Annotated in this window: 21 protein-coding genes; 5 read left to right on the forward strand and 16 right to left on the reverse strand. The window is 73.2% G+C overall.

The features are described 5' to 3' along the window. Nucleotides 1-177 precede the first annotated feature (177 nt). A complete protein-coding gene (locus ACFYZ3_RS04950; protein WP_388514061.1) occupies nt 178-1377 on the reverse strand; it encodes an ROK family transcriptional regulator in 1200 nt (399 codons plus the stop codon). A gap of 112 nt (nt 1378-1489) precedes the next feature. Here ACFYZ3_RS04950 and ACFYZ3_RS04955 point away from each other — a divergent pair, with 112 nt between their 5' ends. Next, nucleotides 1490-2701: an MFS transporter gene (locus ACFYZ3_RS04955; RefSeq protein ID WP_388514063.1), complete on the forward strand. Its 1212-nt coding sequence runs from the start codon at nt 1490-1492 to the stop codon at nt 2699-2701. On the opposite strand, the gene ACFYZ3_RS04960 is transcribed toward ACFYZ3_RS04955, so the two are convergent. Beyond that, the gene (locus tag ACFYZ3_RS04960) at nt 2661-3128 is read right to left on the reverse strand and encodes an acyl-CoA thioesterase (RefSeq protein WP_388514065.1); all 468 of its coding nucleotides are present in this window, start codon (nt 3126-3128) and stop codon (nt 2661-2663) included. The two genes, ACFYZ3_RS04955 and ACFYZ3_RS04960, sit on opposite strands and share 41 nt — an antisense overlap. Before the next feature lie 181 nt (nt 3129-3309). On the opposite strand from ACFYZ3_RS04960, the gene ACFYZ3_RS04965 reads away from it, so the two are divergent. Then, the gene (locus ACFYZ3_RS04965; RefSeq protein ID WP_388514066.1) at nt 3310-4740 is read left to right on the forward strand and encodes a uracil-xanthine permease family protein; all 1431 of its coding nucleotides are present in this window, start codon (nt 3310-3312) and stop codon (nt 4738-4740) included. Here ACFYZ3_RS04965 and ACFYZ3_RS04970 read toward each other — a convergent pair. Then, nucleotides 4722-5867 carry a glycoside hydrolase family 6 protein gene (locus ACFYZ3_RS04970; protein ID WP_388514067.1) on the reverse strand — a complete coding sequence of 382 codons (1146 nt, stop codon included), beginning with the start codon at nt 5865-5867 and terminating at the stop codon, nt 4722-4724. The two genes, ACFYZ3_RS04965 and ACFYZ3_RS04970, sit on opposite strands and share 19 nt — an antisense overlap. 173 nt (nt 5868-6040) lie before the next feature. Here ACFYZ3_RS04970 and ACFYZ3_RS04975 point away from each other — a divergent pair, with 173 nt between their 5' ends. Further along, nucleotides 6041-6736, forward strand: coding sequence for a DUF5995 family protein (locus ACFYZ3_RS04975; RefSeq protein WP_388514068.1), 696 nt, complete (start codon nt 6041-6043; stop codon nt 6734-6736). Nucleotides 6737-6868: 132 nt separating this feature from the next. Then, on the forward strand, nt 6869-7801 hold the full coding sequence (locus ACFYZ3_RS04980; RefSeq protein WP_388514070.1) for an LLM class F420-dependent oxidoreductase: 933 nt from the start codon (nt 6869-6871) through the stop codon (nt 7799-7801). A gap of 5 nt (nt 7802-7806) precedes the next feature. Here the strand turns inward: ACFYZ3_RS04980 and ACFYZ3_RS04985 are convergent, their stop codons facing one another. Further along, complete coding sequence (locus ACFYZ3_RS04985) at nt 7807-9504, reverse strand: flavin monoamine oxidase family protein (protein ID WP_388514071.1); 1698 nt, start codon at nt 9502-9504, stop codon at nt 7807-7809. Nucleotides 9505-9565: 61 nt separating this feature from the next. Then, nucleotides 9566-10354 (reverse strand): carbon-nitrogen hydrolase family protein, encoded by a 789-nt coding sequence (locus ACFYZ3_RS04990; RefSeq protein ID WP_388514072.1) that lies wholly within the window; start codon nt 10352-10354, stop codon nt 9566-9568. A 309-nt stretch (nt 10355-10663) separates the two neighbouring features. Between ACFYZ3_RS04990 and ACFYZ3_RS04995 the strand changes: the two genes are divergently transcribed. Beyond that, nucleotides 10664-11221: a Repetin gene (locus ACFYZ3_RS04995; RefSeq protein WP_388514073.1), complete on the forward strand. Its 558-nt coding sequence runs from the start codon at nt 10664-10666 to the stop codon at nt 11219-11221. Here the strand turns inward: ACFYZ3_RS04995 and ACFYZ3_RS05000 are convergent. From ACFYZ3_RS05000 to ACFYZ3_RS05050, 11 genes are all read right to left on the reverse strand, one after another. Further along, entirely contained in the window at nt 11169-12407 is a 1239-nt protein-coding gene (locus tag ACFYZ3_RS05000; RefSeq protein ID WP_388514075.1) for an MFS transporter, read from the reverse strand. The two genes, ACFYZ3_RS04995 and ACFYZ3_RS05000, sit on opposite strands and share 53 nt — an antisense overlap. A 148-nt stretch (nt 12408-12555) precedes the next feature. Then, nucleotides 12556-13008: an Lrp/AsnC family transcriptional regulator gene (locus ACFYZ3_RS05005; protein WP_003977367.1), complete on the reverse strand. Its 453-nt coding sequence runs from the start codon at nt 13006-13008 to the stop codon at nt 12556-12558. A gap of 15 nt (nt 13009-13023) precedes the next feature. After that, nucleotides 13024-14514, reverse strand: a complete 1491-nt coding sequence (locus tag ACFYZ3_RS05010) for an amino acid permease (RefSeq protein ID WP_388514077.1) — start codon at nt 14512-14514, stop codon at nt 13024-13026. 297 nt (nt 14515-14811) lie between these two features. Then, nucleotides 14812-15207 carry a hypothetical protein gene (locus ACFYZ3_RS05015; RefSeq protein WP_388514079.1) on the reverse strand — a complete coding sequence of 132 codons (396 nt, stop codon included), beginning with the start codon at nt 15205-15207 and terminating at the stop codon, nt 14812-14814. Nucleotides 15208-15279: 72 nt separating this feature from the next. After that, entirely contained in the window at nt 15280-16722 is a 1443-nt protein-coding gene (locus ACFYZ3_RS05020; RefSeq protein WP_388514081.1) for a GuaB1 family IMP dehydrogenase-related protein, read from the reverse strand. Nucleotides 16723-16830: 108 nt separating this feature from the next. Further along, on the reverse strand, nt 16831-17184 hold the full coding sequence (locus ACFYZ3_RS05025; RefSeq protein WP_388514083.1) for a barstar family protein: 354 nt from the start codon (nt 17182-17184) through the stop codon (nt 16831-16833). 40 nt (nt 17185-17224) lie between these two features. Next, a complete protein-coding gene (locus ACFYZ3_RS05030) occupies nt 17225-18268 on the reverse strand; it encodes a sugar-binding transcriptional regulator (protein ID WP_087810377.1) in 1044 nt (347 codons plus the stop codon). A gap of 77 nt (nt 18269-18345) precedes the next feature. Continuing rightward, the gene (rpe, locus tag ACFYZ3_RS05035) at nt 18346-19032 is read right to left on the reverse strand and encodes a ribulose-phosphate 3-epimerase (RefSeq protein ID WP_388514084.1); all 687 of its coding nucleotides are present in this window, start codon (nt 19030-19032) and stop codon (nt 18346-18348) included. A 128-nt stretch (nt 19033-19160) separates the two neighbouring features. Then, nucleotides 19161-20366, reverse strand: a complete 1206-nt coding sequence (locus ACFYZ3_RS05040; protein ID WP_388514085.1) for an ABC transporter substrate-binding protein — start codon at nt 20364-20366, stop codon at nt 19161-19163. Further along, nucleotides 20363-21301 carry a hypothetical protein gene (locus ACFYZ3_RS05045; protein WP_361010929.1) on the reverse strand — a complete coding sequence of 313 codons (939 nt, stop codon included), beginning with the start codon at nt 21299-21301 and terminating at the stop codon, nt 20363-20365. The genes ACFYZ3_RS05040 and ACFYZ3_RS05045 overlap by 4 nt, the downstream gene beginning before the upstream one ends. Continuing rightward, a complete protein-coding gene (locus tag ACFYZ3_RS05050; protein ID WP_388514086.1) occupies nt 21298-22773 on the reverse strand; it encodes a VWA domain-containing protein in 1476 nt (491 codons plus the stop codon). Before ACFYZ3_RS05050 ends, ACFYZ3_RS05045 begins: the two co-directional genes overlap by 4 nt. Nucleotides 22774-22818: the final 45 nt, after the last annotated feature.

Raw genomic sequence — 22818 nt, forward strand, 5'->3', positions numbered from 1 at the left:
GGCGGGGACCGTCCCCGAAGCCGGGCGTCATCGACCGCCACCCGGCGACGCCGACGCACCGGCCATGCCCGTCGGCCCCGCACCCGCACGGCTCCCGGCCACGCGGGCGGTCGCGTCCGGGCGCTCCGGGCACCGCCGTCTCCGGGGGCGGTCGGCTGCCCGCCGAAGCGCCGCAGGCTACCGCTCCGGCGGCGCGAAGATCTCGTCCTGCGCGCGGTCGCGGGCGGTGAGCAGGGCGCCGCGCAGCACCGCGCCGCCGCCCAGAGTGCTGGGCCGTACCTCCGTGGCCAGCGGTGACATGCGGGTGAGCCGGTGCTGGACGCGGTCGGCGAGGGCGTCGGCGCCGGCCCGGCCGATCTCGCCGGCGAGGACCAGGCAGCCGGGGTCGAGGACGGAGACGACGGCGGCGGCGCCGAGGACGACGCGGTCGGCGAGCGCGTCGAGGAACCGGTCGGCGACGGGGTCGCCCCCGGACGCCGACCGGCGTACCGCCTCCCGGACCAGCGCGGCGGCATGCGGCTCGGGCCCGACGGGTCGGGCCGTCACGCCGTGCTCCGCCGCGAGGGCGGTCACCGCCGCCGAACCCGCCACGGAGTGGAAGCCTCCGTCGCAGTCGGTGGCGGAGGGCAGGCCCGCGGTGCCCGGCACCGGCATGAAGCCGATCTCGCCCGCGCCCCCGGACACGCCCCGGCGCAGGGTGCCGTCCAGCACGACGGCGGCGCCGATGCCGAGGCCGAGCCAGAGGAGGACGAAGGTGTCCCGGTCGCGGGCGGCACCGTCGCGCTGTTCGGCCAGGGCGGCGAGGTTGGTCTCGTTCTCGACGCCGACCCGCGCCTCGGGGAACTTCTCCTGGAGCGCGGCCATCAGGCGGCGGTGCCACTCCGGCAGCCCGCTGGAGTCCCGGAGTTCGCCGCCGGCCGGGTCGATCAGGCCGGGTGCGCCGATGCCTACGGTGTGCAGCCGGTCGGCGCCGGCCTCCTTGACCGCGCGCTCGACCAGGCTCACCGCCTGCTCCACGGCGGGACCGGTGCCGGAGTGGTCGTCGATGGGCACGGACGCCTCGGCGAGGACCCGGCCGAGCAGGTCGGAGACGAGCACGGCGACGCCTTCGGTGCGCACGTCGAGGGCGGCGAGGTAGGCGCGCTCGGCGACGATGCCGTACAGCTTCGCGTTGGGTCCGCGGCGCTGCTCGCCGGACTCCCCCGCCACCTCGATCAGTCCGGAGGCGGTGAGGCGTTCGACGAGGTCGGCGACGGTGGGCCGGGACAGGCCGGTCAGCTGCTTCAACTGCCCGGCCGTCAACGGGCCCTCCTGCTGGAGCAGATGAAGGGCGAGCCGGTCGTTGATGGCCCGGGCGGTGCTCGGGGATGCGGGCATGCCGGGATCCTTCCAGATCGGCGGCGCGGGGGCCGCACCGGTAATCCACTATCTATCAGGCAGGCTCCCTGATAGTTTACGCCGCGGATTGACGGACTCGGAGGGGTGGACCATGAGCACAGGGACCTACGGGCAGCGCGAGGTGAGACACGCCCGGTACGCCGTGGCGGCCGTGTTCGCCGTGCACGGCTCCGTCACCGGCTCCTTCGCGACCCGCGTGCCCTGGATCCAGGACCATGCCGGCGTGAGCGCGGGCCAGTTGGGGCTGGCGCTCGCCTTCCCGGCGCTCGGCGCCTCCCTCGCCATGCCGCTGGCCGGCCGCGTCACCCACCGCTTCGGCGCCCGCGCCGCCCTGCGCGGCCTGCTGGCCCTGTGGACGCTGGCGCTGATCCTGCCCTCCCTCGCCCCGAACCTGCTGACCCTGTGTCTCGCCCTGTTCGTCTACGGCGCCACGGCGGGCATGTCGGACGTGGCGATGAACGCCCTGGGCGTCGAGACCGAGAACCGTCTGGACAAGTCGATCATGTCCGGGCTGCACGGCATGTGGAGCGTGGGCGCGCTGATCGGTTCGGCGGCCGGGACGCTCGCCGCCCACTTGGGCACGGACGCCAGGACACACCATCTCCTGGCCGCCGCGGTGCTGACCGCGACGGGCCTGGTCGCCTGCACGTGGGTGCTGGACCTCCAGCCCGCCGAGGACGAGGACCCGCCGCCGCGCTTCGCGCTGCCGCCCAGGTCGGCCCTGCTGATCGGCGCCGTCGGGTTCTGCGCGGTGTTCGCGGAGGGCGCGAGCCTGGACTGGTCCGCGGTCTATCTGCGGGACGAGCTGGAGGCCTCGGCCGGTCTGGCGGCGGCCTGCACGACGGGCTTCACGCTGACGATGGCGCTGGCCCGGCTCGCCGGCGACAAGGTGGTGGACCGGTTCGGCGCGGTGCGCACGGTACGGGTGAGCGGCGTGCTGGCCACCCTCGGCGGTCTGCTCGTCGTGGCCGGCGGCCATCCTGCGGTGGCGATGACCGGCTTCGCGCTGATGGGCCTCGGCATCGCCGTGGTCGTCCCGCTGTGCTTCGCCGCGGCCGGCCGGGCCGGCTCCAACCCGAGCCTGGCCATCGCGGGCGTCGCGACCGTCACGTACACCTCGGGCCTGGTCGCGCCGAGCGCGATCGGCGGCCTGGCCCAGGCGACCAGCCTGGTGGTGTCGTTCGGCCTGGTGACCCTGCTGGCCTGCTGCCTGGTGGTGTTCGCGCGGGTGCTGCGGTCCGGCGACCGGAACCGCCCCAAGATCAGTCCGCCGGTCGCAGAAGTGTCCGACCGGCAGACCTGAACGCCTCGCTCCACGGCGCCGGGCGCAGCGTACGCGCGTCCAGCCGGACCAGCACCCGGGTGCCGCGGGCGTAGGTGGTGGCGCCGTCCGCCGAGCAGAACCGGAAGCCGTAGGTCAGTCCGGTGGTGCCGAGCCGGTCCAGCCACAGGTGGACGGCGTACGCGCCGGGGCGGGTGACCGGCGCCTCGTAGCCGATCGTCAGTTCCCTGACCGCGTTGCAGGCGTCGCCGGCCGCCTCCCAGTCGCCCTCGAACCGGACGCCGTGCCCGGCCCACAGCTCCGTCCAGGCCCGCTCGACCATCACCGGGTAGCGGGCGTTGTGCAGCAGTCCGAGGGCGTCCAGGTCGTCGAAGTGGACGGTCACGGGGACGAGCCGGCCGTGGGGGACGGCGGGCGGGACGGGGGCGGCGGGCGCTTCGGCGGTCACGGCGGGCTCCTGGGTGGTGCGGGGTGGTATGCGCGGTCTCTCGGCACAGGTACGGGGACCACCATCATCCTAAGCGGACGCTCAGGACGCCCTTCGGCGAAGGGCGCAGGTCAACCGCACGGCCGGGCACCCCCGACAATGGTCCGGTCAGACCTCGGCACAGAGAAAGCGAAACCTCACCATGGACCTCGGCGTGCGTTGGAAACTGCACGGGGACGGGAAGGTACCCGCCCCCGGAGCGGTGGTCCGCCCCGACGAACGGCTCTCGTGGCCCCGCACGGCCGGGCTCGGCGCCCAGCACGTGGTGGCCATGTTCGGGGCGTCCTTCGTGGCTCCGGTCCTGATGGGCCTGGACCCCAACCTCGCGATCATGATGTCGGGCGTCGCGACCGTCATCTTCCTGCTCGCCACCCGCGGCCGGGTGCCCAGTTACCTCGGCTGCTCGCTCTCCTTCGTCGGCGTCGCCGCCGTCATCCGGGCGCAGGGCGGCACCAGCGCCACGGTGACCGGCGCGGTCCTCGTCGTCGGCGTCGCGCTGTTCCTGGTGGGGCTCGCCGTGCAGCGGTTCGGGGCGCGGATCATCCACGCCGCGATGCCGCCGGTCGTCACCGGCGCGGTGGTGATGCTCATCGGCTTCAACCTGGCCCCGGTGACCGCGTCCACGTACTGGCCGCAGGACCAGTGGACGGCGCTGTTCGTGATGCTGTTCACGGGTCTGGCCGTGGTCTGTCTGCGCGGTTTCTGGTCCCGGATCGCGATCTTCCTGGGGCTGGTCTTCGGGTACGTCCTGTCCTGGGCGCTCGACCGGATCTTCGGGAAGATCCACTCGGTGGACGGCAGCGGCAAGCTGACCGACCACTGGCGGCTGGACTTCTCCGCCGTGGGCCAGGCCGACTGGATCGGGCTGCCGTCCTTCCACGGGCCGAGCTTCGAGTGGTCGGCGATCCTGGTGGCGCTGCCGGTCGTCATCGCCCTGATCGCGGAGAACGCCGGGCACGTCAAGGCGGTCGGCGAGATGACCGGGGACAACCTCGACGACCGGCTCGGTACGGCGATCTCGGCCGACGGCATCGGCTCGGTGCTCTCCACCGCCGTCGGTGGCCCGCCCAACACCACGTATTCCGAGAACATCGGCGTGATGGCCGCGACCCGGGTCTACTCGACGGCCGCCTACTGGGCGGCGGCGGGTTTCGCCCTGCTCTTCGGCCTCTGCCCGAAGTTCGGCGCGGTCGTGGCGGCGATCCCGGGCGGCGTCCTCGGCGGCATCACCGTCATCCTCTACGGCATGATCGGGCTGCTCGGCGCGCAGATCTGGATCAACGCCAAGGTGGACATGCGCAACCCGCTGAACCTGGTGCCGGCCGCCGCGGGCATCATCATCGGCGTCGGCAACGTCAGCATGGAGTTCACCGACACGTTCTCGCTCAGCGGCATCGCGCTCGGCACCCTGGTCGTCATCACCGGCTACCACGCGCTGCGCGCCTTCGCCCCGGCCCACCTCAAGACGCAGCAGCCGCTGCTGGACGAGGGCACGTCGTCGTACGACGCGAAGACGGCGGAAGGCGGCGCGGGCGGCGGTGACGGCGACGGGACTCAGCGCGCCAGGTCGTAGGCGTACGACGGGGTGAACGTGCCCGGTTCCCCCTTGCAGCCGTCGGACTCCCCCGGGAGCTTGACCCACAGGTAGGCGTCGATGCGCCCCATGCCGGTGCTCAGGGTCGGTGCGTGACCGATCCTGCGGCCGGCCGGGTCGCACCACTCGCCGTCCGGCGCGGCGCCGTTGCCGTTGCGGCTGGTGTCGATCACGGCGCCGAGGCTCGCCGGGCCGCCGAGGGCGTCGAGGACGGCGCGGTCGTAGGCGACCTCGTCGGCGGTGGTGTGGAAGTTGGAGACGTTGCTGAAGACGCCGTCGGAGGAGTCGGCCGAGGCGGCACCGGCCTGTTTCAGCCAGCTTGCCTGCTTGGCGGGCGCGTGCCAGCCGGAGTGGCCCGCGTCGTAGTACACCCGGGCGGCCGGGTTGGCGTCCTTCATGACCCGCCCGGCGCGTGCCAGGGAGGCGAAGCGGTCGGCACGCCCACCGGCGGACAGGCACTCGGACTGGGCGACCGAGTCGGGCTCCAGCACGACGATCACCTCGCCGGAGCCCAGCCCGGCGGCGAACCGGTCGATCCAGGCGTCGTAGGCGGCGAGGTCGGGCGCGCCGCCCTCCGAGTGGCCGCCGCAGTCGCGGTCGGGTATCGCGTACGGCACGAGGACCGGCACCCGGCCCTGGGCGGCGCCCGCGGCGGTCACGGCGCGGACCCGGGAGGTGATGGTGGCCGGTGTGTGGTCGGCGAACCAGACGGCGGCCGGATGGCCGGCGATCCGGGACGCGATGACGTCCTGCCGCGGGTCGTCGGGGTGGGCCCGGACCCAGTCGAGGACCTGGGAGTCGGGGTGCCGGTAGAGCCGGCTGGCGGCGTCCTTCGCCCGGGGTTCCCGCTTCGTGAGGTTCCGCTTCGGCGAAGGAGAGGAGGTGGGCTTCCCGGCGGTCGGTGACGGCGAGGCCGACGTCGACGCGGATCGCGACGACACCGCCGACGCGGACGGGGACGGGGAGACGGGCAGGGCGTCCAGCCGCACCGAGTGGGTCGCCCGCGGGCGGCCGGCGTCGGCGCCGCCGCCGTCCTCGTCGCCGAGCGCGGTGAGCATTCCGGCGGCGGTCCCCACGGCGACGACGACGGACGCGGCCGCGACCATCGCACCGCGTCCCGCGGCCCGCCTGCGCCCGGTCCTGCGAGCAGCCCGACGCCGGGCACGACGGCCTGACACGTACGGTCCCCCTCCCCCGCGCGGCGGGCGCGTTCCCCCGTTCTGGGGAAGCGTCGGGCCCGCCGGCACTCCCGTCAGCCTAAAGCTGCGACGCTGCGGCCATGGCGCACTGCGAGCAAGTCCCGACGGCCGCCTCGACGGTGGACACCGTCCTGTCCCGGATGCGCGCCCTCGACACCGAGCTGCCGGCCCGGGACGGAGTGGCGGTCTTCAACCGCGTCTACCTCGCCGTCACGGAGGCCGTGGACCGGCACATCGACGGCGGCCGGTTCGCGGACGCCTCGGCCGCGACCGCGCTGGACGTGCGGTTCGCGGAGCGCTATCTGGCCGCCGTGGACACGGCGGAGGAGGACCGCCGTCCGCCCGCCTGCTGGCGCCCCCTGTTCCAGTTCCGCCGCCATCCCGGGGTACGGCCGCTGCAGTTCGCGCTGGCGGGCATCAACGCGCACATCGGCCACGACCTCGCGCTGGCCGTGGTGGACACCTGTCGTACGCTCGGCTGCGAACCCGTCGACCTGGAGGACGAGTTCGACCGCGTGGGCGATCTCCTCGTCTCGCTGGAGGAGCGCATCCGCGACGAGCTGATGCCGGGTCCCGATCTCCTGCAGATCGCCGACCCGCTGACCCATCTGCTGGGCTCCTGGAGCCTGGACCGCGCCCGCGAGGCCACCTGGGCGGCGGCCCGCGCGCTGTGGGCCCTGCGCCGGCTGCCGGACGTCGCCGGGGAGTTCACCGTACGGCTGGACGCCGCGGTGGGCTTCGCGGGCCGCATGCTGCTCACACCGCTGCCGGACTGACCGGCCGGTTCTCGCGTGTGCGGTCGCGGAACACCCGTGCGATCGCTGTACGTTGAAACTGTTGGGTCCCATGGGCAACCCGGTGGGAACCATGGGCGACATCGCACCCCGACTGCGAAGGAGCACCCCGGTATGACGACCCGGCTCGGACTCGGCCTCCCTCAGATGCGGCAGTACGACATCGGCAAGGACGTCCCCGACGTGGCGCGCGCGGCGGAGCGGATGGGCTACGAGAGCCTGTGGGTGTTCGAGCGCGCCCTGTTCCCGGAGCCCGCGACCCAGGGGCTCTACGGCATCGAGGGACTGCCCTGGCCGGACACGTACCGGAGCGTGGCGGAGCCGCTGGTCACCCTCGCCCTGGCCGCCGCGGTCACGGAGCGGGCCCGGCTGGGCACGAGCGTGCTGGTCGCCCCGCTGCACCTCCCCTTCCAGCTGGCCAAGTCGCTGGCCACGCTGGACGCGGCGAGCGGCGGCCGGGTGGTGGCGGGCTTCGGCACCGGCTGGTCGCACGACGAGTACGCGGCGGCCTCCGTGCGGCCGTTCGCCGAGCGCGGCGCCGCCCTCGACGAGCTGATCGGGGTGTGCCGCGCGGTATGGGGGCCCGATCCGGTGGTGTACGACGGCGAGGTCACGAAGATCGCGTCCGCCGTGGTCGGTCCCAAACCCGCCCGGCCGATCCCGATCCTGCTGGCGGCGGGCGGCAGCGGCCGGGCCCGGCGCCGCCTGGTCGACCACGCCGACGGCTGGCTGCCGACCGGTCTCGGCGCCGAGACCGTCGCCGCGCAGTTGCGGGAACTGCGGGAACTGGCCGCCGAGCGGGGCCGCACGAAGCCCCTCCGGACGGTGCTGCGGGTCAACACCCGCTACAGCGCCAAGAACTACGAGGGCTCCGACCGCCGTCCCTTCCAGGGCGGCGTCGACCAGATCGTCGAGGACCTGGCCGCGCACGCCGAGGTCGGCTTCGACGTGATCCTCATCGACGTGCAGAGCACCACGCGCGACGCCGAGGAACTCAAGGACGTCGCCGCCCAGGTGTACGAGAAGGCGAGGGCGGCCGGGGTCTAGGGCCCCTAGTCCTCGGGGAGCTCCACCGGCGCGATCTCCTCGTACAGGTCGCCGGGGCCGGGGTTGGTCGGGTCGGTCTCGCCGCCCAGGTGGTGCATGACGCCCCAGACCGCGTTCAGCGCGGTCTGGACGGCGCCCTCGGCCCAGCCGGCCGTCCAGGAGATGTCGTCTCCGGCGAGGAAGATGCCCCGCTTGTCCTCCGGCAGCCGTTCCTGCATGAAGTGCGTGAACAGGCGCCGCTGGTAGCGGTAGTGCCCGGGCAGGTTGGCCTTGAACGCGCCCATGAAGTAGGGCTCGTTCTCCCAGGAGACCGTCACCGGGTTGCCGATGACGTGCTTCCTGATGTCGACCTTCGGGTAGATCTCGCCGAGCGACTTCAGCATGACCTCCATCCGCTCGTTCGCGGACAGCGGCAGCCACTTCAGGCTGTCGTCGCACCAGGTGTAGGAGAGGCAGATGACGGCGGGCCTGTCCGGTCCGTCGTCGAGGAGGTAGGTGCCGCGGGTCATGCGGTCGGTGAGCGTCATCGACATGACGTCCCGGCCGGTGACCTCGTCCTTGTCGAGCCAGAAGGGCCGGTCGACGGGCACGAAGAGCTTGCTGGACTCCATGTAGTGGGTCCGCTCGATCGCGGTCCAGTGGTCGATCGGGAAGAGCGAGTCGTCGCAGGCGATCTTCGAGAGCAGCATCCAGGACTGGGCGGTGAAGATCGCCGCCCGGTAGGTGCGGATGTCGCCGTCGGCGTCGGTCACGGTGATGCGGTTGCCCGCGGTGCGGTTCAGCCGGGTCACGGCCGGGCGGGGTTCGCCGTCCGCGTGCAGGGACTTCAGCGAGGTGCCGTGCGGCCAGTGGACGATCTTCTCGGGCTCGCGCTCCCAGAGCCTGAGCGGCAGCTGCTGGGAGCCGCCGACGATGCCGCGGTGGTGGTCGTCGGCCTCGGTGTAGACGACGCGGAGGATCTCCAGGATGGAGTTGGGGAAGTCGGTGTCCCAGCCGCCGGTGCCGAAGCCGACCTGGCCGAAGATCTCGCGGTGCCGGAAGGACTTGAAGGCCTCGGAGTCGCACAGGAAGCCGTAGAAGGTCTGGTTGTCGAGCTTCTCGACCAGCTTCGCCCAGATCTCGCGGATGCGCGGGACGTCGCGCTCGCGCAGGGCGCGGTTCATGTCGGTGAAGTCGGCGCCCTCTTCGAGGCACTTCGCCCAGGCGTCGGCCACGTCCCGGTAGACCTGCGGCAGGTCGTCGAGGGTCTCCGCGTAGTGCGACTCGCCCTTGAGGTCGACGACGGTCGACGGCGTGGCCTCGGCGAGGGGGTTGGGGAAGGCTTGGGTCCGAAGGCCCACCAGGTCGATGTAGTGCTGGAGGGCGGTGGAGGACGGCGGAAAGCGCATCGCGCCCATCTCGGCGGTCAGCGAGGGGTCGCAGCCGTCGAAGCCGACGGTGCGCAGGCGGCCGCCGATCCGGTCGGCCTCGTAGACGACGGGCCTCAGGCCCATCTTCATCAGCTCGTAGGCGGCCACGATGCCGGACAGACCGCCGCCGATGACGGCGACCTCGGTGCCGTGCTCGGTGGCGGGTATCTGACCGAGTCCCGCCGGGTGGGCGAGGAAGTCGTCGTACGGGTACGGGAAGTCCGGCCCGAACATGGTGATCGGCGGCTGCTGCTCGTCTGCGTGCTCGATCGCGTTGGGCACGGTGGACGTCATGGGGTACGGACTCCTTGCGCGGGTGGAACGGGCGGAACCGGGGGGACGCGCGGTTCGGGGCTCAGGCGAGGGCGCCGTAGAGGCCGGGGCGGCGGTCCTTCAGGTACGGGTTGGCCTCGCGGGACGCGGCCAGGAAGGCCGGGTCGACGTCGGCGAGGATCAGCTCCTCCGCCCGCCCGGCGCGGGCGCGGGCGACGCCGTCGGGCCCCGCGAGGACGGACAGGCCGACGAACTCGAACTCGCCCTCCCGGCCGACACGGTCGACGTACGCGACGTACATCTGGTTCTCGAAGGCCCGCACCGGCACGACCGACTCGGCGACGAACTGGAAGGGGTGCATCTGCGCGGTCGGGACGAGCAGCAGGTCGGTGCCGGCCAGGGCGTGGGCGCGGACGTTCTCCGGGAACTCGACGTCGTAGCAGATCATCAGGCCGACGGTGAGGCCGTTCAGCTCGGCCTGGACGACGGGCTGTTCTCCAGGGGTGAAGTGGTCGCGCTCGAAGCAGCCGAAGAGGTGGGTCTTGCGGTAGCCCGCGAGCCGGGTGCCGTCCGCGGCGATGAGCTGGACGGAGTTGAAGACACGCTCGCCGTCCCGCTCGGGGTACCCGTAGGCGACGGCCAGGCCGTGGCGCCCGGCGATCTCCGCGACGGCGTCGGCCGCGTCGCCGTCGGCGGGTTCGGCGAGGACTCCGACGGCGTCGCCGATGGCGTATCCGGTCAGGAACAGCTCGGAGGTGACGAGCAGCGCGGCTCCCGCGGCGGCGGCGCGGCCCGCGGCCTCGTCGAGGACCTTGAGGTTCTCGGCGGTGGAGCCGGGGCGGCCGGAGCTCTGGAGCAGGGCGGTGCGCATGCGTGTTCCTCACCGGTCGCAGGGGGGTTCGGGGGGCCAGATAGACGGTACGGTCGGCGGACTCGGCCGGACAAGACGGACCTGTTGCGCGCCGGTGAGCGGATCGTTGCGTGCCCCGGGCACCGCACGGCGATTCGTTGCGCACCCTCCGGCGGGTGCGGTCCTCGTCCCCCGGGAGCAGACCGGGCCGGCGGTCCCCGCCGCGCGGCGGAGGCGGCTCCCGCCCTGGGTGCGATGTGGTGCGGGCGCGGCGCCGGGACAGTGGTGACCGTTCGGTTCACCGGCTTCGATCCACGGGAGACGACCGCCATGAAACGCCGTACCGCGACCGCCGCGCTCTGCGCCGCCCTGCTGCTCACCGCCGTCACCACGGGCGCGGCCGTCGCCGCCGGCCCCGACGGGAGATCGCACGACGGCCCGCCCCCGAGGGAGGCCGCCGCCCTGACCGGCACCGCCAAGCTGTACCGGTCGGCGGGGGACGACATCACCTTCACCTTCGACGCCCATCTGGCGGCCGAGGACAATGCGGACCCATTGAAGGCGACCGGGACCTTCGCGTTCAGCCACTACCTGGACGGCAAGGGGGCGCGGGCCGAGGCCACCGTGGACTGTCTCCTGACCGGCGGTGACGTGGCCGTCGTCTCCGGCGTCATCACCGACTCCGACCTGCCCGGCGCGGAGGGCAAGCGGGTCGGCATCACCGTCCACGACCTGGGCCGCCACGACCGCCTCGGCTACAGCTGGGCGGCGACGGGCAGCCCCGCGGAGGGCGGGGAGCTGCCCCGGTGCGTGGGGTCGGCGCCCTTCGAGAAGGTCAGGAAGGGGACCGGCGACTTCGACGTCGTGCCCTGGCAGCCGCGGCTGTAGTCCGGGCGGCGCCGGTCAGCAGCAGCGCCGTCAGGACGTACGGCAGCGCGGAGAGCGCGAAGGCGGTGCCGTGGCCCCACACCGTGGCCGCCGCCGCGTAGGCACCGTAGGTGGCGAAGTTGCCCAGCTCGGTGCCGAGGCCCGCGACCGAGGTCAGGGTGGCCCGCCCGGTGTCGTCGATGCGCTGCTGGAGGCGGGCGTCGGCCAGCACGGTCGCCAGCTGGAAGCCGCCGAAGGCGAGCGCCACCAGGACCAGGGCGGCCGGTGTGCCGGCGAGGCCCCCCACGGCCAGGGCGAGCGCGGAACCGGCCAGCAGGGCGGCGAACCCGTTGGCGGTCAGGCGCTCTGCCACACCGGCCAGCAGGCTGCCGGCCGTGGCACCGGCCCAGATCACCAGCAGCAGCCAGGGCACGGTCTCGGCCGCCACGCCGGTGTCGCGCGCCAGCAGCGGCGTGTACTCGTCGAGCGCGCCCCACACCGCGGTCACGGCCGGTACGAGGAGCAGCGCGCCGCGCACGGACCGGTCGGCGCGGGCGTCGGCGAGTCCGGCGCGCAGGGTCGCGGACCAGCGTTCGCCGCCGCCGGAGGGTGTCCGGTGCTCGGGGAACCTGGTGGCCACGGCGGCCACGGTCAGGCAGGCGAGCACGCTCGCGGCGCCCACCGCGTCGTAGCCGCCCCAGGCGAACACCGGACCGGCCAGGCCCATGGCGGACATGGTCGCGGCGATGCCGATCGCCCGGGCCCGGCCCATGAAGCGGGCGTAGTGGCCGGCCGCGCCGGCCCGCTCGAGTTCGTCGTAGACCAGCGCCTCCAGCGCGCCCGAGCCGAGCGCGCCGCCCGCGCCCCACAGCACGAAACCGAGCGCGAAGGCGCCGTAGCAGGGCGCGAGCACCCACAGCGCGAAGCCGGCGGCGGTGAGCAGCGGGCCGAGGATCAGCAGCAGCCGCCGGGAGACGGCATCGGCCCAGGCGCCGGAGGGCACCTCGAGCAGCACGCCGGTCAGCGACCACAGGCCGAACAGCGAGGCCGTCTGCCAGACGGACAGACCGGTGTCGGCGAACAGCAGCGCGTACACCGGGTAGAGCAGGACGAACTCGTCGCAGAACGCGGAGACGTACAGCGTGCGCACGAGCCGGCGGGTGCCGGCGGGTGCGTGGGCACGCCCGGGCGAGGTGGAGAGAGTCATGAGGCCTTCCCGAGGGGGCGGATCGGACACCGGAGGTACGGCGTCCGGGGCGGCCCTCGGGAGGAGGCGCTACGGGTGGCGCGGGTGGATCAATGTCGCCAGGTCATGGCACCGATGCTAGAGGGCACGCGGCGCCCTGCCCACCGGATTACGTGGGCGAGCCCGACGAGAAGCGCCGCAGCAGCGGCGAGAGCACGAGCACGGACTTGGTGCGTTCCACGAAGGGTTCCCCGGCGATCCGCTCCAGGACCCGCTCGAAGTGGCGCATGTCGGAGGCGAAGACCTGGGCGACCGCGTCGGCGTCGCCTGTGACGGTGGACGCGGCCACGACCTCCTGGTAGCGCTCCAGGCCGCGCTGGATGGTCTCGGGCGAGGTGTTGCGGCGGCAGAAGATCTCGACGAACCCCTCGGTCTCCCAGCCGAGCGCGGCGGGGTCGACCCGGACCGTGAAGCCGGTGATGGCGCCGGTGGCGCGCAGCCGGTCCACGCGGCGTTTCACGGCGGGCGCGGAGAGGCCGACCGACTGCCCGATGTCCGCGTAGGAGCGGCGGGCGTCCTCGGCGAGGGCGTGCACGATGCGTTCGTCGAGATCGTTCAGCACTGCGGGTCGTTCACTTCACTTCTGGTGCGTGCGGACCTCGGACGGGTCCGGTGCGGCGAGTCGGGAGCGGCGGTGGCCGTACACGAAGTAGAACACGAGCCCGACGGCCATCCAGACACCGAAGACCACCCAGGTGACGGTGGACAGGCTGCCCATCATCCAGACGCAGAAGGCGAGGCCGAGGGCGGGCAGGACCGGCGACAGCGGGACGCGGAAGGTGCGGCGCATGTCGGGACGGGTCCGGCGCAGCACCACGACGGCCACGTTGACCAGGGCGAAGGCGAAGAGGGTGCCGATGCTGGTGGCGTCGGCGAGCTGCCCGAGCGGGACGGCGGCGGCGAGGACGCCGCAGAAGAGGGAGACGATCAGCGTGTTGGCGCGGGGTGCGCCGGTCTTCGGGTGGACCCGGGAGAACACCTTGGGCACCAGTCCGTCGCGGGACATGGCGAACAGGACGCGGGTCTGGCCGTAGAGGACGGTCAGGACGACGCTGGCGATGGCGACGACGGCGCAGAAGGCCAGCAGGGTGCCCCAGAAGCTCTGCCCGGTCACGTCGGTCATGATCTGCGCGAGGGAGGCCTCGGAGTCGGTGAAGGTCCGCCACGGCTTGGCGCCGACGGCGACGGCCGCGACCAGGACGTACAGCACCGTGACGATGACCAGGGACAGCATGATGGCGCGCGGCAGGTCGCGCTGGGCGTTCTTCGCCTCCTCGCCGGCGGTGGAGGCGGCGTCGAAGCCGATGTAGGAGAAGAAGAGCGTCGCGCCGGCCGCGCTGACCCCGGCCATGCCCAGCGGCATGAAGTGCTCGTAGTTGCCGGAGCGGAAGCCCTGCACGCCGATCGCGCAGAAGAGCACCAGCGCCGCGATCTTGACGACGACCATGATCGTGTTGGCCCGGGCGGACTCGCGGGCGCCGCCGAGCAGGAACGTCATGGCGAGGAGCACGACGATCAGCGCGGGGAGGTTGAAGATCCCGCCGTCGCCGGGCGGTGCCGACAGGGCCGCGGGGAGGGTGACGCCGATGGTGCCGTCGAGCAGCTCGTTCAGGTACTCGCCCCAGCCGACGGCGACGGCGGCCACGGACACGCCGTACTCCAGGACCAGGCACCAGCCGCAGATCCAGGCGACCAGTTCGCCCATCGTGGCGTAGGCGTACGAGTACGAGGATCCGGCGACCGGGATGGTGCCGGCCAGCTCGGCGTAGGACAGGGCCGAGAAGAGCGCGGTGAGGCCCGCGATGACGAAGGACAGTGTGACGGCCGGTCCGGCCTTGGGGACGGCCTCGCCGAGGACGACGAAGATGCCGGTGCCGAGGGTGGCTCCGATGCTGATCATCGTGAGCTGCCAGAGGCCGAGGGAGCGGCGGAGGCTGCCGCCCTCGCCCTGGCCGCCCTCGGCGACCAGTCGTTCCACCGGCTTGCGGCGCATGAGGCGCGCGGCCAGGCCCGGGGACGCGGGGGTGGCCGATGCGTCGTGGTGCGGGGGTGCGCCTTGGTCGAGCACGCGTTGACTCCTTTGTCGCTGCCGGTCGCGCCGCCGGGGTCGGCGGACGGCTCCCGGCGGGCCTGGGGAGCGGCGGGGACCTGCGGGCGCGCTCGTGCAGAACGGGAACCCACCGAGCGGGGTCCCCGCCACGCCACGTACAGCGCAGAACACTACGAGCGGGGCGGTGCCCCGGTAATGCAGCAACCTTGCGCGTTCGGACACGATCGTTGCGTTCGACGCGGCAGCGCGGGTGTTCGTTGCGCACGGGGTGCGCGGTGCTGCGCCCGCGGGCGGCGGACGGCGGATCGGGGCTGGTCAGTGGCTGTCCGGCTCGCCCGCGGCGGCGCGTGCCTCGGCCGCGTCCGCGGCGTCGAAGCCGATCTGTCCGGGTTGGCCGCGGGCGGCCTCCTGGGCGTCGATCCAGCGCGTGTGCGCCTCCCAGGCGGCCTGCTTGCTGGTGCCGAGGGCGGCTCCGATCTGTGCCCAGGAGGCACCGGCCTCGCGGGCGGCGCGGACGGTGAGCTGGCGTCCGTAGGCGGCCTTGCGGGCGACCACCTCGCCCAGCGCGAGCAGTTCGAGGAGCTGGGGGCGGTCCAGGGCCTCGTCGTCACTGCCGAACCCGGCGAGGGACTCGCGGGCGCGCAGCTCGTCGAGGCGGGCCACGGCGGTCAGCAGGGTGTGCTGCGGCTCGACGCTCTGCGGTGTCGTCATGCGTCCAGCGTCGCGTCAGGGCGGCTTGACGTCAAGCCGCCCTGACGCGATGTGGCCGGACTTCGGGGCCGGTCAGCTCCAGCTGGCGTGCAGCGGCTTGCCCTCGGCGTAACCGGCGGCGCTCTGGACGCCGACGATGGCCTTCTCGGCGAACTCCTCCAGGGAGCCGGCACCGGCGTAGGTGCAGGACGAGCGGACGCCCGCGATGATCGCGTCGATCAGGTCCTCGACGCCGGGCCGGGCCGGGTCGAGGAACATCCGCGAGGTGGAGATGCCCTCCTCGAACAGCGCCTTGCGGGCCCGGTCGTACGCCGACTCCTCCGAGGTGCGGTTGCGCACGGCGCGCGCGGAGGCCATGCCGAAGGACTCCTTGTAGGCGCGGCCGTTGGCGTCGTGCTGGAGGTCGCCCGGGGACTCGTAGGTGCCCGCGAACCAGGAGCCGACCATCACGTTGGACGCGCCGGCCGCGAGGGCCATCGCCACGTCGCGCGGGTGGCGGACACCGCCGTCGGCCCACACGTGCTTGCCGTACTTCTTCGCCTCGGCGGCGCACTCCAGGACGGCGGAGAACTGCGGCCGGCCCACGCCGGTCATCATCCGGGTGGTGCACATGGCACCCGGGCCCACGCCGACCTTGATGATGTCGGCGCCCGCCTCGATCAGGTCGCGCACGCCCTGGGCGGAGACGATGTTGCCCGCGACGATCGGGACCCGCGGGTCGAGGTCGCGCACCACCTTGACGGCGCTGATCATCGACTCCTGGTGGCCGTGCGCGGTGTCGATGACGAGGGTGTCCACGCCCGCGTCGAGCAGTTGCTCGGCCTTGCCGGCCACGTCGCCGTTGATGCCGACGGCGGCGGCGATGCGGAGCCTGCCCTGCGCGTCGACGGCCGGGGTGTACAGGGTGGCGCGCAGGGCGCCCTTGCGGGTGAGGATGCCGGCGAGGCGACCGTCCTTGTCCACGGCGGGCGCGTAGCGCCGGTTGGCCGCGTCGAGGGTGTTGAAGGCCTCGCGCGGGTCCAGGTCGGCGTCGATGAGGATCAGGTCCTTGGACATGACCTCCTCGAGCTGGGTGAAGCGGTCGACGCCGGACAGGTCGGTGTCCGTGACCACGCCGACCGGCTTGTTGTCCTCGTCCACGACGACACCGGCGTTGTGCGCGCGCTTGGGGAGCAGGGACAGCGCGTCGGCGACGGTCTGGTGCGGGGCCAGCACGATCGGGGTGTCCAGGACGTGGTGGCGGCTCTTCACCCAGGAGACGACGTCGGTGACGACCTCGATCGGGATGTCCTGCGGGATGACCACGAGGCCGCCGCGCCGGGCCACCGTCTCGGCCATCCGGCGGCCCGCGATGGCGGTCATGTTGGCGACGACCAGCGGGATCGTGGTGCCCGTGCCGTCCGGGGAGCCGAGGTCCACGCCCTGCCGGGAGCCGACGGCGGAGCGGCTCGGCACCATGAACACGTCGTCGTACGTCAGGTCGTACGAGGGCTGGATGTCATTGAGGAAACGCACGTGCTGCACATCCCAGTCGATCAGAGGTGGCCCCCGGACAGGTCAGCCAGGGGGAAAGAGCACGTACTTCATTGTCCCATGACGGGTGGCCGATAGTCCCCGGGCAGATCATCCAGGCTGGTCAGCGGCCTCCTTGGAGCTTCCTCCAGGGCCGAGGGTGACGAACAGCCCCGGGCCGCGGTCGGTGGCCTCGGCGAAGACCTCCTCGGCGACGGCCCACTCGTCCGGCCGCGTCTCGGCGTACGCCCGCCAGCCCTCCACGACGAGGACCAGCCCCCGGTCCGCCGCACCCTCGGGCCACACGGAGGGGTCGGCGAGGGAGTCGGCGAGCGCGTCCCAGTTCCGGCCGAACCAGTCGGGCAGCGCCAGGTCACGGGCGCAGCGGTCCATCAGGCCCGCCTTGTCCGTGACCCCGCCGAGGTCCAGCGTGACCACGAGCCGTCCCGCGGCGTCCTCGGTCATGTCGCGCCCCTCCTCTCGCACTTCCGCTGCTGATCGGCCGTCAGATCCCGTCGGGGTCCGTCCGGTTGAGCGTCGACTTCGGTGCCGAGCCCGCCGTCATCAGGTAGTCCGCGGCCGACGTGTCCGTGACCAGGCTGGTGACGAGGCCGGAGCGCAGCACCGCGTCGATGGCCGCCGCCTTGCGCTGCCCGCCCGCGATCGCGACGACCTCGGGGATGCGCCGGAGCTGGTCGGCCTTGACGGTGATGCACCGCTCCCCCAGGTCCCGCCCGACCCGGCGCCCTTCGGCGTCGAAGAGGTGCGCGGACATCTCGGCGGCGACGCCGAGCGAGGCGTAGTGCGCGCGCTCCTCGTCGCTGAGCATGTCGTGCACGGTCGAGATGCCGGGCTCCCAGGAGCCGATCGAGACACAGGCGACCGTGACCTTGTCGAAGTACTCGAAGGCCCGGGCGATCCCGGTCTGGTGCCGCAGCGCCTGCGCGGTGGCGGCGTCCGGCAGCAGCATCGGCGCGTAGATGGGGTGGGCGTCGCCGCCCGACACCTGGGCGGCGCGGCGCACGGCCTCCACCGAGCCGCGCTCGGCGGTCCCGGCGTCGTACACGCCCGTCAGCTGCACCACGGTGCACGGCGGCAGCCGGTCGAGCGCCGCCGCCATGTGGATGGTGGACCGGCCCCAGGCCAGGCCCAGCACGTCGCCCTCGTTGACCAGCTCGCCGAGCAGGTCGGCGGCCACCTCCCCCAGATTCTCCGGGTCGGGTGTCTCCTCGGCGTCGGCCGGGGACTCCACCACCACGGCGTGCCGAAGCCCGTAGCGGGCCCGCAGGGCGTCCGAGCGCTCGGCGTCCAGCTCGGCCGGCACCCGGATCTCGATGCGTACAAGGTCCCGCTCGAGGGCGGTCTCGAGAACCCTGGCCACCTTGAAGCGGCTGACGCCGAACTCCTCCGCGATCTGGATCTTGGACTTGCCCTCGAGGTAGAAGCGGCGGGCCATGGCCGCCGCCTGGACCAGCTCAGCGGGTCCCATCCGCATGGCTGAACGGCCCGCCGACATACCCGACACGGCGATCTCCTCACTGCTGTTCACACTCTGGATACGCCGTTCATCCTTGCAGATTCGGCGCACTTGATCAGCCCTGGTGGGAGCCGTTCACTTTCTGTTCCTCAGTGGTCGCAGGACCAGGATGCCCTGGCGGTCGCCGCGTCGGCCTGCGTGCGCAGTGCACGTACCGCCTCGGCCGGGTCGGACGCCCCGTACACGGCGGAACCCGCGACGAAGACGTCGGCACCGGCCTCGGCGCACCGCTCGATCGTGGACGCCGAGACTCCGCCGTCGACCTGGAGCCACAGCTCCAGGCCGTGCTTCTTGATCAGCTCACGGGTGCGGCGGATCTTCGGAAGCATGATGTCCAGGAACGCCTGCCCACCGAAGCCGGGTTCAACCGTCATGATCAGCAGCATGTCGAGTTCGGGGAGCAGGTCCTCGTACGGCTCGATCGGCGTCGCGGGCTTGAGCGCCATGGACGCGCGGGCGCCCTTGGCCCGGATCTCCCGGGCCAGCCGCACCGGCGCGGCGGCCGCCTCGGCGTGGAAGGTGACGGAACCGGCCCCCGCCTCCACGTACTGCGGTGCCCAGCGGTCGGGGGCCTCGATCATCAGGTGGCAGTCCAGCGGGGTGTCGGTCGCGCGGGCGAGGGACTCGACCACCGGCACACCGAGCGTGAGGTTCGGGACGAAGTGGTTGTCCATGACGTCGACGTGGAGCCAGTCGGCTCCCTCGACCGCCTTGGCCTCGTCCGCGAGGCGGGCGAAGTCGGCGGACAGGATGCTGGGGTTGATCTGGGCGGCCATGGGCCCAAGCCTGCCATGCCCTCCGGGGGTGGGCGGGGACGGGTCCTCGGGTTGTGGGGGTTGTTCTTCGGGTGCGGGCCCGGTGGTGGGTTGCTCGCGCAGTTCCCCGCGCCCCTTCTGGGCGCGTCTCAGCCGGCGCTGCATACCGGCAGGTTCTGGGACCTGCGGAGCGCTTCGAGTTCTTTCAGGCGGGTGTTCAGGTCGGTCGGGTCGGCGAAGGTGCGCAGGACTGCCTGGTGGAAGGCGTCGCGGGTGGTGCGGGGCATCGCGTCGGAGGCGTCCCAGCAGCGGGTTCGGCCGGGTTCGCGCAGGATGGCCCCGATCTCCCGCTCGGTGGCGTCCTGGCCGCCCTCGGCCCCGGCCGTCCTGTTCGCCGTGTACTCCGGCAGCGCGGTGTCGGGGTCGGCGAGGTAGCGGATCAGCCGCTCGGCCTCCGGGGTCGGGTTCAGTACGGCCGCGAGGTCGCCGGAGACCTCCCAGGCTCCGGCCTCCGCTCCGGCGCCGGGCACGACCTCGGAGGAGTGGACGTGATCGCCGCCCTCCTCCCTCCAGTGCCCGGCCCGGAAGGAACCCTGGTGCTCCAGGCGGCCCGGCCCGCAGTCGGCGTCGAAGGCGGTGGTCAGCACCTGCTCGACGCGGGCGCGGTCGCCCGCGCCCACCAGGTCGGCCCAGGTCGTCCAGGCCCTGCGCACGGCGTCGTCGGTCCACGGCAGCCTGCCGTTGGCCCACTCCTCGTACACCCGTGGACCGGCCTGCTGGAGCAGGATGTCCTCCACCCAGTCGGTGCCCGGCCAGCCGGAGGTCGCGCCGGACTCCAGACCGGCGCACCACCGTGCCGGAGGGCCGGCCGTCCCGGCCGTCGGTGCCGGTCCGGCGTACCACACCATGCTCTTGAGGCCGGTCTTCACGGGCAGCCAGTACGTGTGGGCACCCTGTCCCGGCACGGTGACCTCGGGAGCCCAGAACCGGTCGTAGTCACGGGCGTCGAAGAGGCCGTCCAGCGGGTGGAGCCGGCCGTCGGCGGCGTAGGCGAGCAGTTCGCCGGGGCCGGGCAGCACCGCCACGTCGGGCGGGTTCCCGGCCGCCATGTCGGCGGCCAGCACCTGGCTGAGCGCGGAGCTGCCCTGGTAGACGACGTCGATCCGGTACTTCTCCTCGAACGGCTCGATGACGTGCTCCTCGAACTGCTCGCGCTCGGTGCCGCTCCAGTTGGCGAGCAGGGTGACCGAGCCCTGCCAGTCGCGCGCCCAGCGCACTCCGGCGTACACCCCGGCCCCGAGCAGGACCAGACAGAGGCAGAGGATGCCGAGGGTGCGGGTGCTCGGGCGGCTCATCGCTGCCCCCGGAACCGGTACTCGGCGATCCGCGGCCACAGTCCCCACAGCGTCAGCGCCACCACCACGGCCCCTCCCAGCAGTATCCAGTCGGACAGCGAGGCCCAGAACCCGGCGTCCGCGAGCGCGCCCTGCACCTCGTCGGCCACCTCGGGGATGGCGTCCGGGGCGGCCGGCGGCACCCGTACCTCGGCGACGGAGTCGGTCATCGCGCGGTGCGCCGAGACGGTCTGCCAGGCCAGCACGGGCACGCCGACGGCGCACACCGCGGTGGCGGCCAGCAACCGCAGTTGCACGGGCCGCCGGAAACGGCGCCGCAGGAACCGCTGGCTCTCCAGCAGCGCCCCGCACAGGGCCGCGTACAGCACCGCGACGGTGCACCAGCCGAGCCACAGCTCCCAGGGGAAGGCGGCCTGCCGCCGGGCCTCGGCCAGCTGTTCGCCGCGCAGGGCGTCCAGGCGGCTCATGATGTCGCCCTCGGTTCCGGCCTCGGCCTCGAGACCGAGCACCTTCTCGGCGTAGTGGAGGAAGGCGGCGCGCAGCGGTGAGCCGTCCGGTTCGCGGCCCCGGCGCTCCACCCAGCCCGAGTAGACGGCGATCAGCCCGGTGACGGTCTGGACGTCGTGGCGGCCCGCCAGGCCGGTGACGTTCTCCGAGGCGGCCAGGGCGAGGCTCTGCTGGGCGACCGAGACCTGGGTGAGGAACTCGCCGCTGGTGTCGCCCTCGGCGCCGGTCTCGCGGACCACGGCGTTCGCCTGGCGCAGCGCGCTCTGCGCGGTGTCGACGGCGCGGATGCCGGGCGTGCTCGCGGTGGACAGGGGAACGGTGTCGTCGTGCACGCCTCGGTAGGCGAAGAACAGCGCGAGGGTGGTCGCGGTCGCCAGCACCAGGAGCAGCCTGAGTCGGCGTACGAGGTCCCGGCCGGTGGTGCTCACGGCCGCGCCTCGAAGCGGTGGCCGCAGGCCGGGCAGAACCGGGCGGCCGCCGGAGCGTTCCGCGAGCAGGCCGGGCAGGGCACCATGGCCCCGCCGCCCGGCGCGCCGCCTGCCGCTCCGGAGCCGGTCCCGAGGCCGGTTCCGGTGCCGGATGCGGGGCCGTAGGTGCTGTGGCTGCTCGCGGTGATCAGGTGCTGGAAGTCGACGGCCGTGACCTCGGGGCGCAGGGCGACCCGGCCGGACGGCACGTCCTCGATCCGCACCAGCCGGGCCAGCCGGGCCAGCTGCTCGTCGGCGCCCATGGCGTGGGCGAGCCGCACGGCCCGGCCGAGCTGCTGTTCGGCCAGGTCGCGCTGTCCCCGGCGATGGGCGTCGGTGGCGGCGGCGACGGCCTCGCCGAGCCGCTGGTGCTGCTCGAAGTGCTCGACCTGGGCGTCGGTGTGCCGGGACAGGGCCGGATCGTCGGTCCAGTGCACCAGGCAGGGCTGCGGCGGCGGCAGCCGGACCTCGCCGCCGCCGGGTACGTCGACGGCGACCACGGCGAGCTGGAGATCCTCCCGACGTGGGCGGCCGGTCGGGTCGGCGGCCAGGCAGAGCTGGTAGCGGCGCGTCTCGTCGCCCCAGGCCCGGGTGACGAACCGGCCGGTGCCGTCCTCGGCGGTCAGCTCCGCCTCGGTGGGGAAGACCTGTTTGAGGTAGCGCACGGTGCACCCGGGCATGGCGGTCACGGAGACGACCAGTTCGGGGACGGTCTTGGTGAGCAGGCGGTTCATCAACTGCTCGTACTCCCCGGGCAGGGCCTCCTCCTCGCGCACGGAGGAGGCGCTGCCGTGCAGCCGGCTGGTGATCCGCAGCAGTTCCCGGCCGTCCCAGCCGTCACCGATGCCCCAGGCGTCGCAGACGAACCGGCCCGCGCACTCCTCCAGCACCCGGTCGAGTGGCATCTGCTCGTCGTGCTGGTTCTTGCCGTCGGTGAGCAGCAGGACGTGCCCGATGGGGGCGTCCTGCTCCGTCAGCAGCCGGCGGCTCAGGTCCAGCCAGGCGCCGATGCAGGTGCCGCCGCCCGCGACCGTCTCGCGCACCGCTCGTTCCGCCCGCGCCCGGGTGCGGGCGGAGGCGCGGGCCATGCGCGGGGTGTCCGGGTACACCACGGCCGCCTGCTCGTTGCCCCGGACCACCGCGAACGGGGTGCCGTCGGGCAGCTTGCGGATCGCCGCGACGGCCGCCTGCTGCGCCGCGTGCAGCTTCTCCACCGGCCAGGTCATCGAGCTGGAGCAGTCCATGGCCAGCACCTGCGCGAGCAACGGGCCGCCCGGGTGGCCGTCGCCCCCGGTGCCGTCCACGCGCACGCTGAGGATCGCGTGCATCTGCGGGTCGCCCGCCTCACTGGGCAGGTACTTCCACTGGCTGATCTCCAGTTCGGCCGCCACCTGTCCGGCGGCCTCGCCCGTCCGGGGCGTTCCTGTCTCCACGTGTCCGTGCCCCCTCGCCCACCGTCGTCGCTGCCTCGCACCCTC

Source organism: Streptomyces sp. NPDC001599 (assembly GCF_042893535.1).
Lineage (GTDB): Bacteria > Actinomycetota > Actinomycetes > Streptomycetales > Streptomycetaceae > Streptomyces.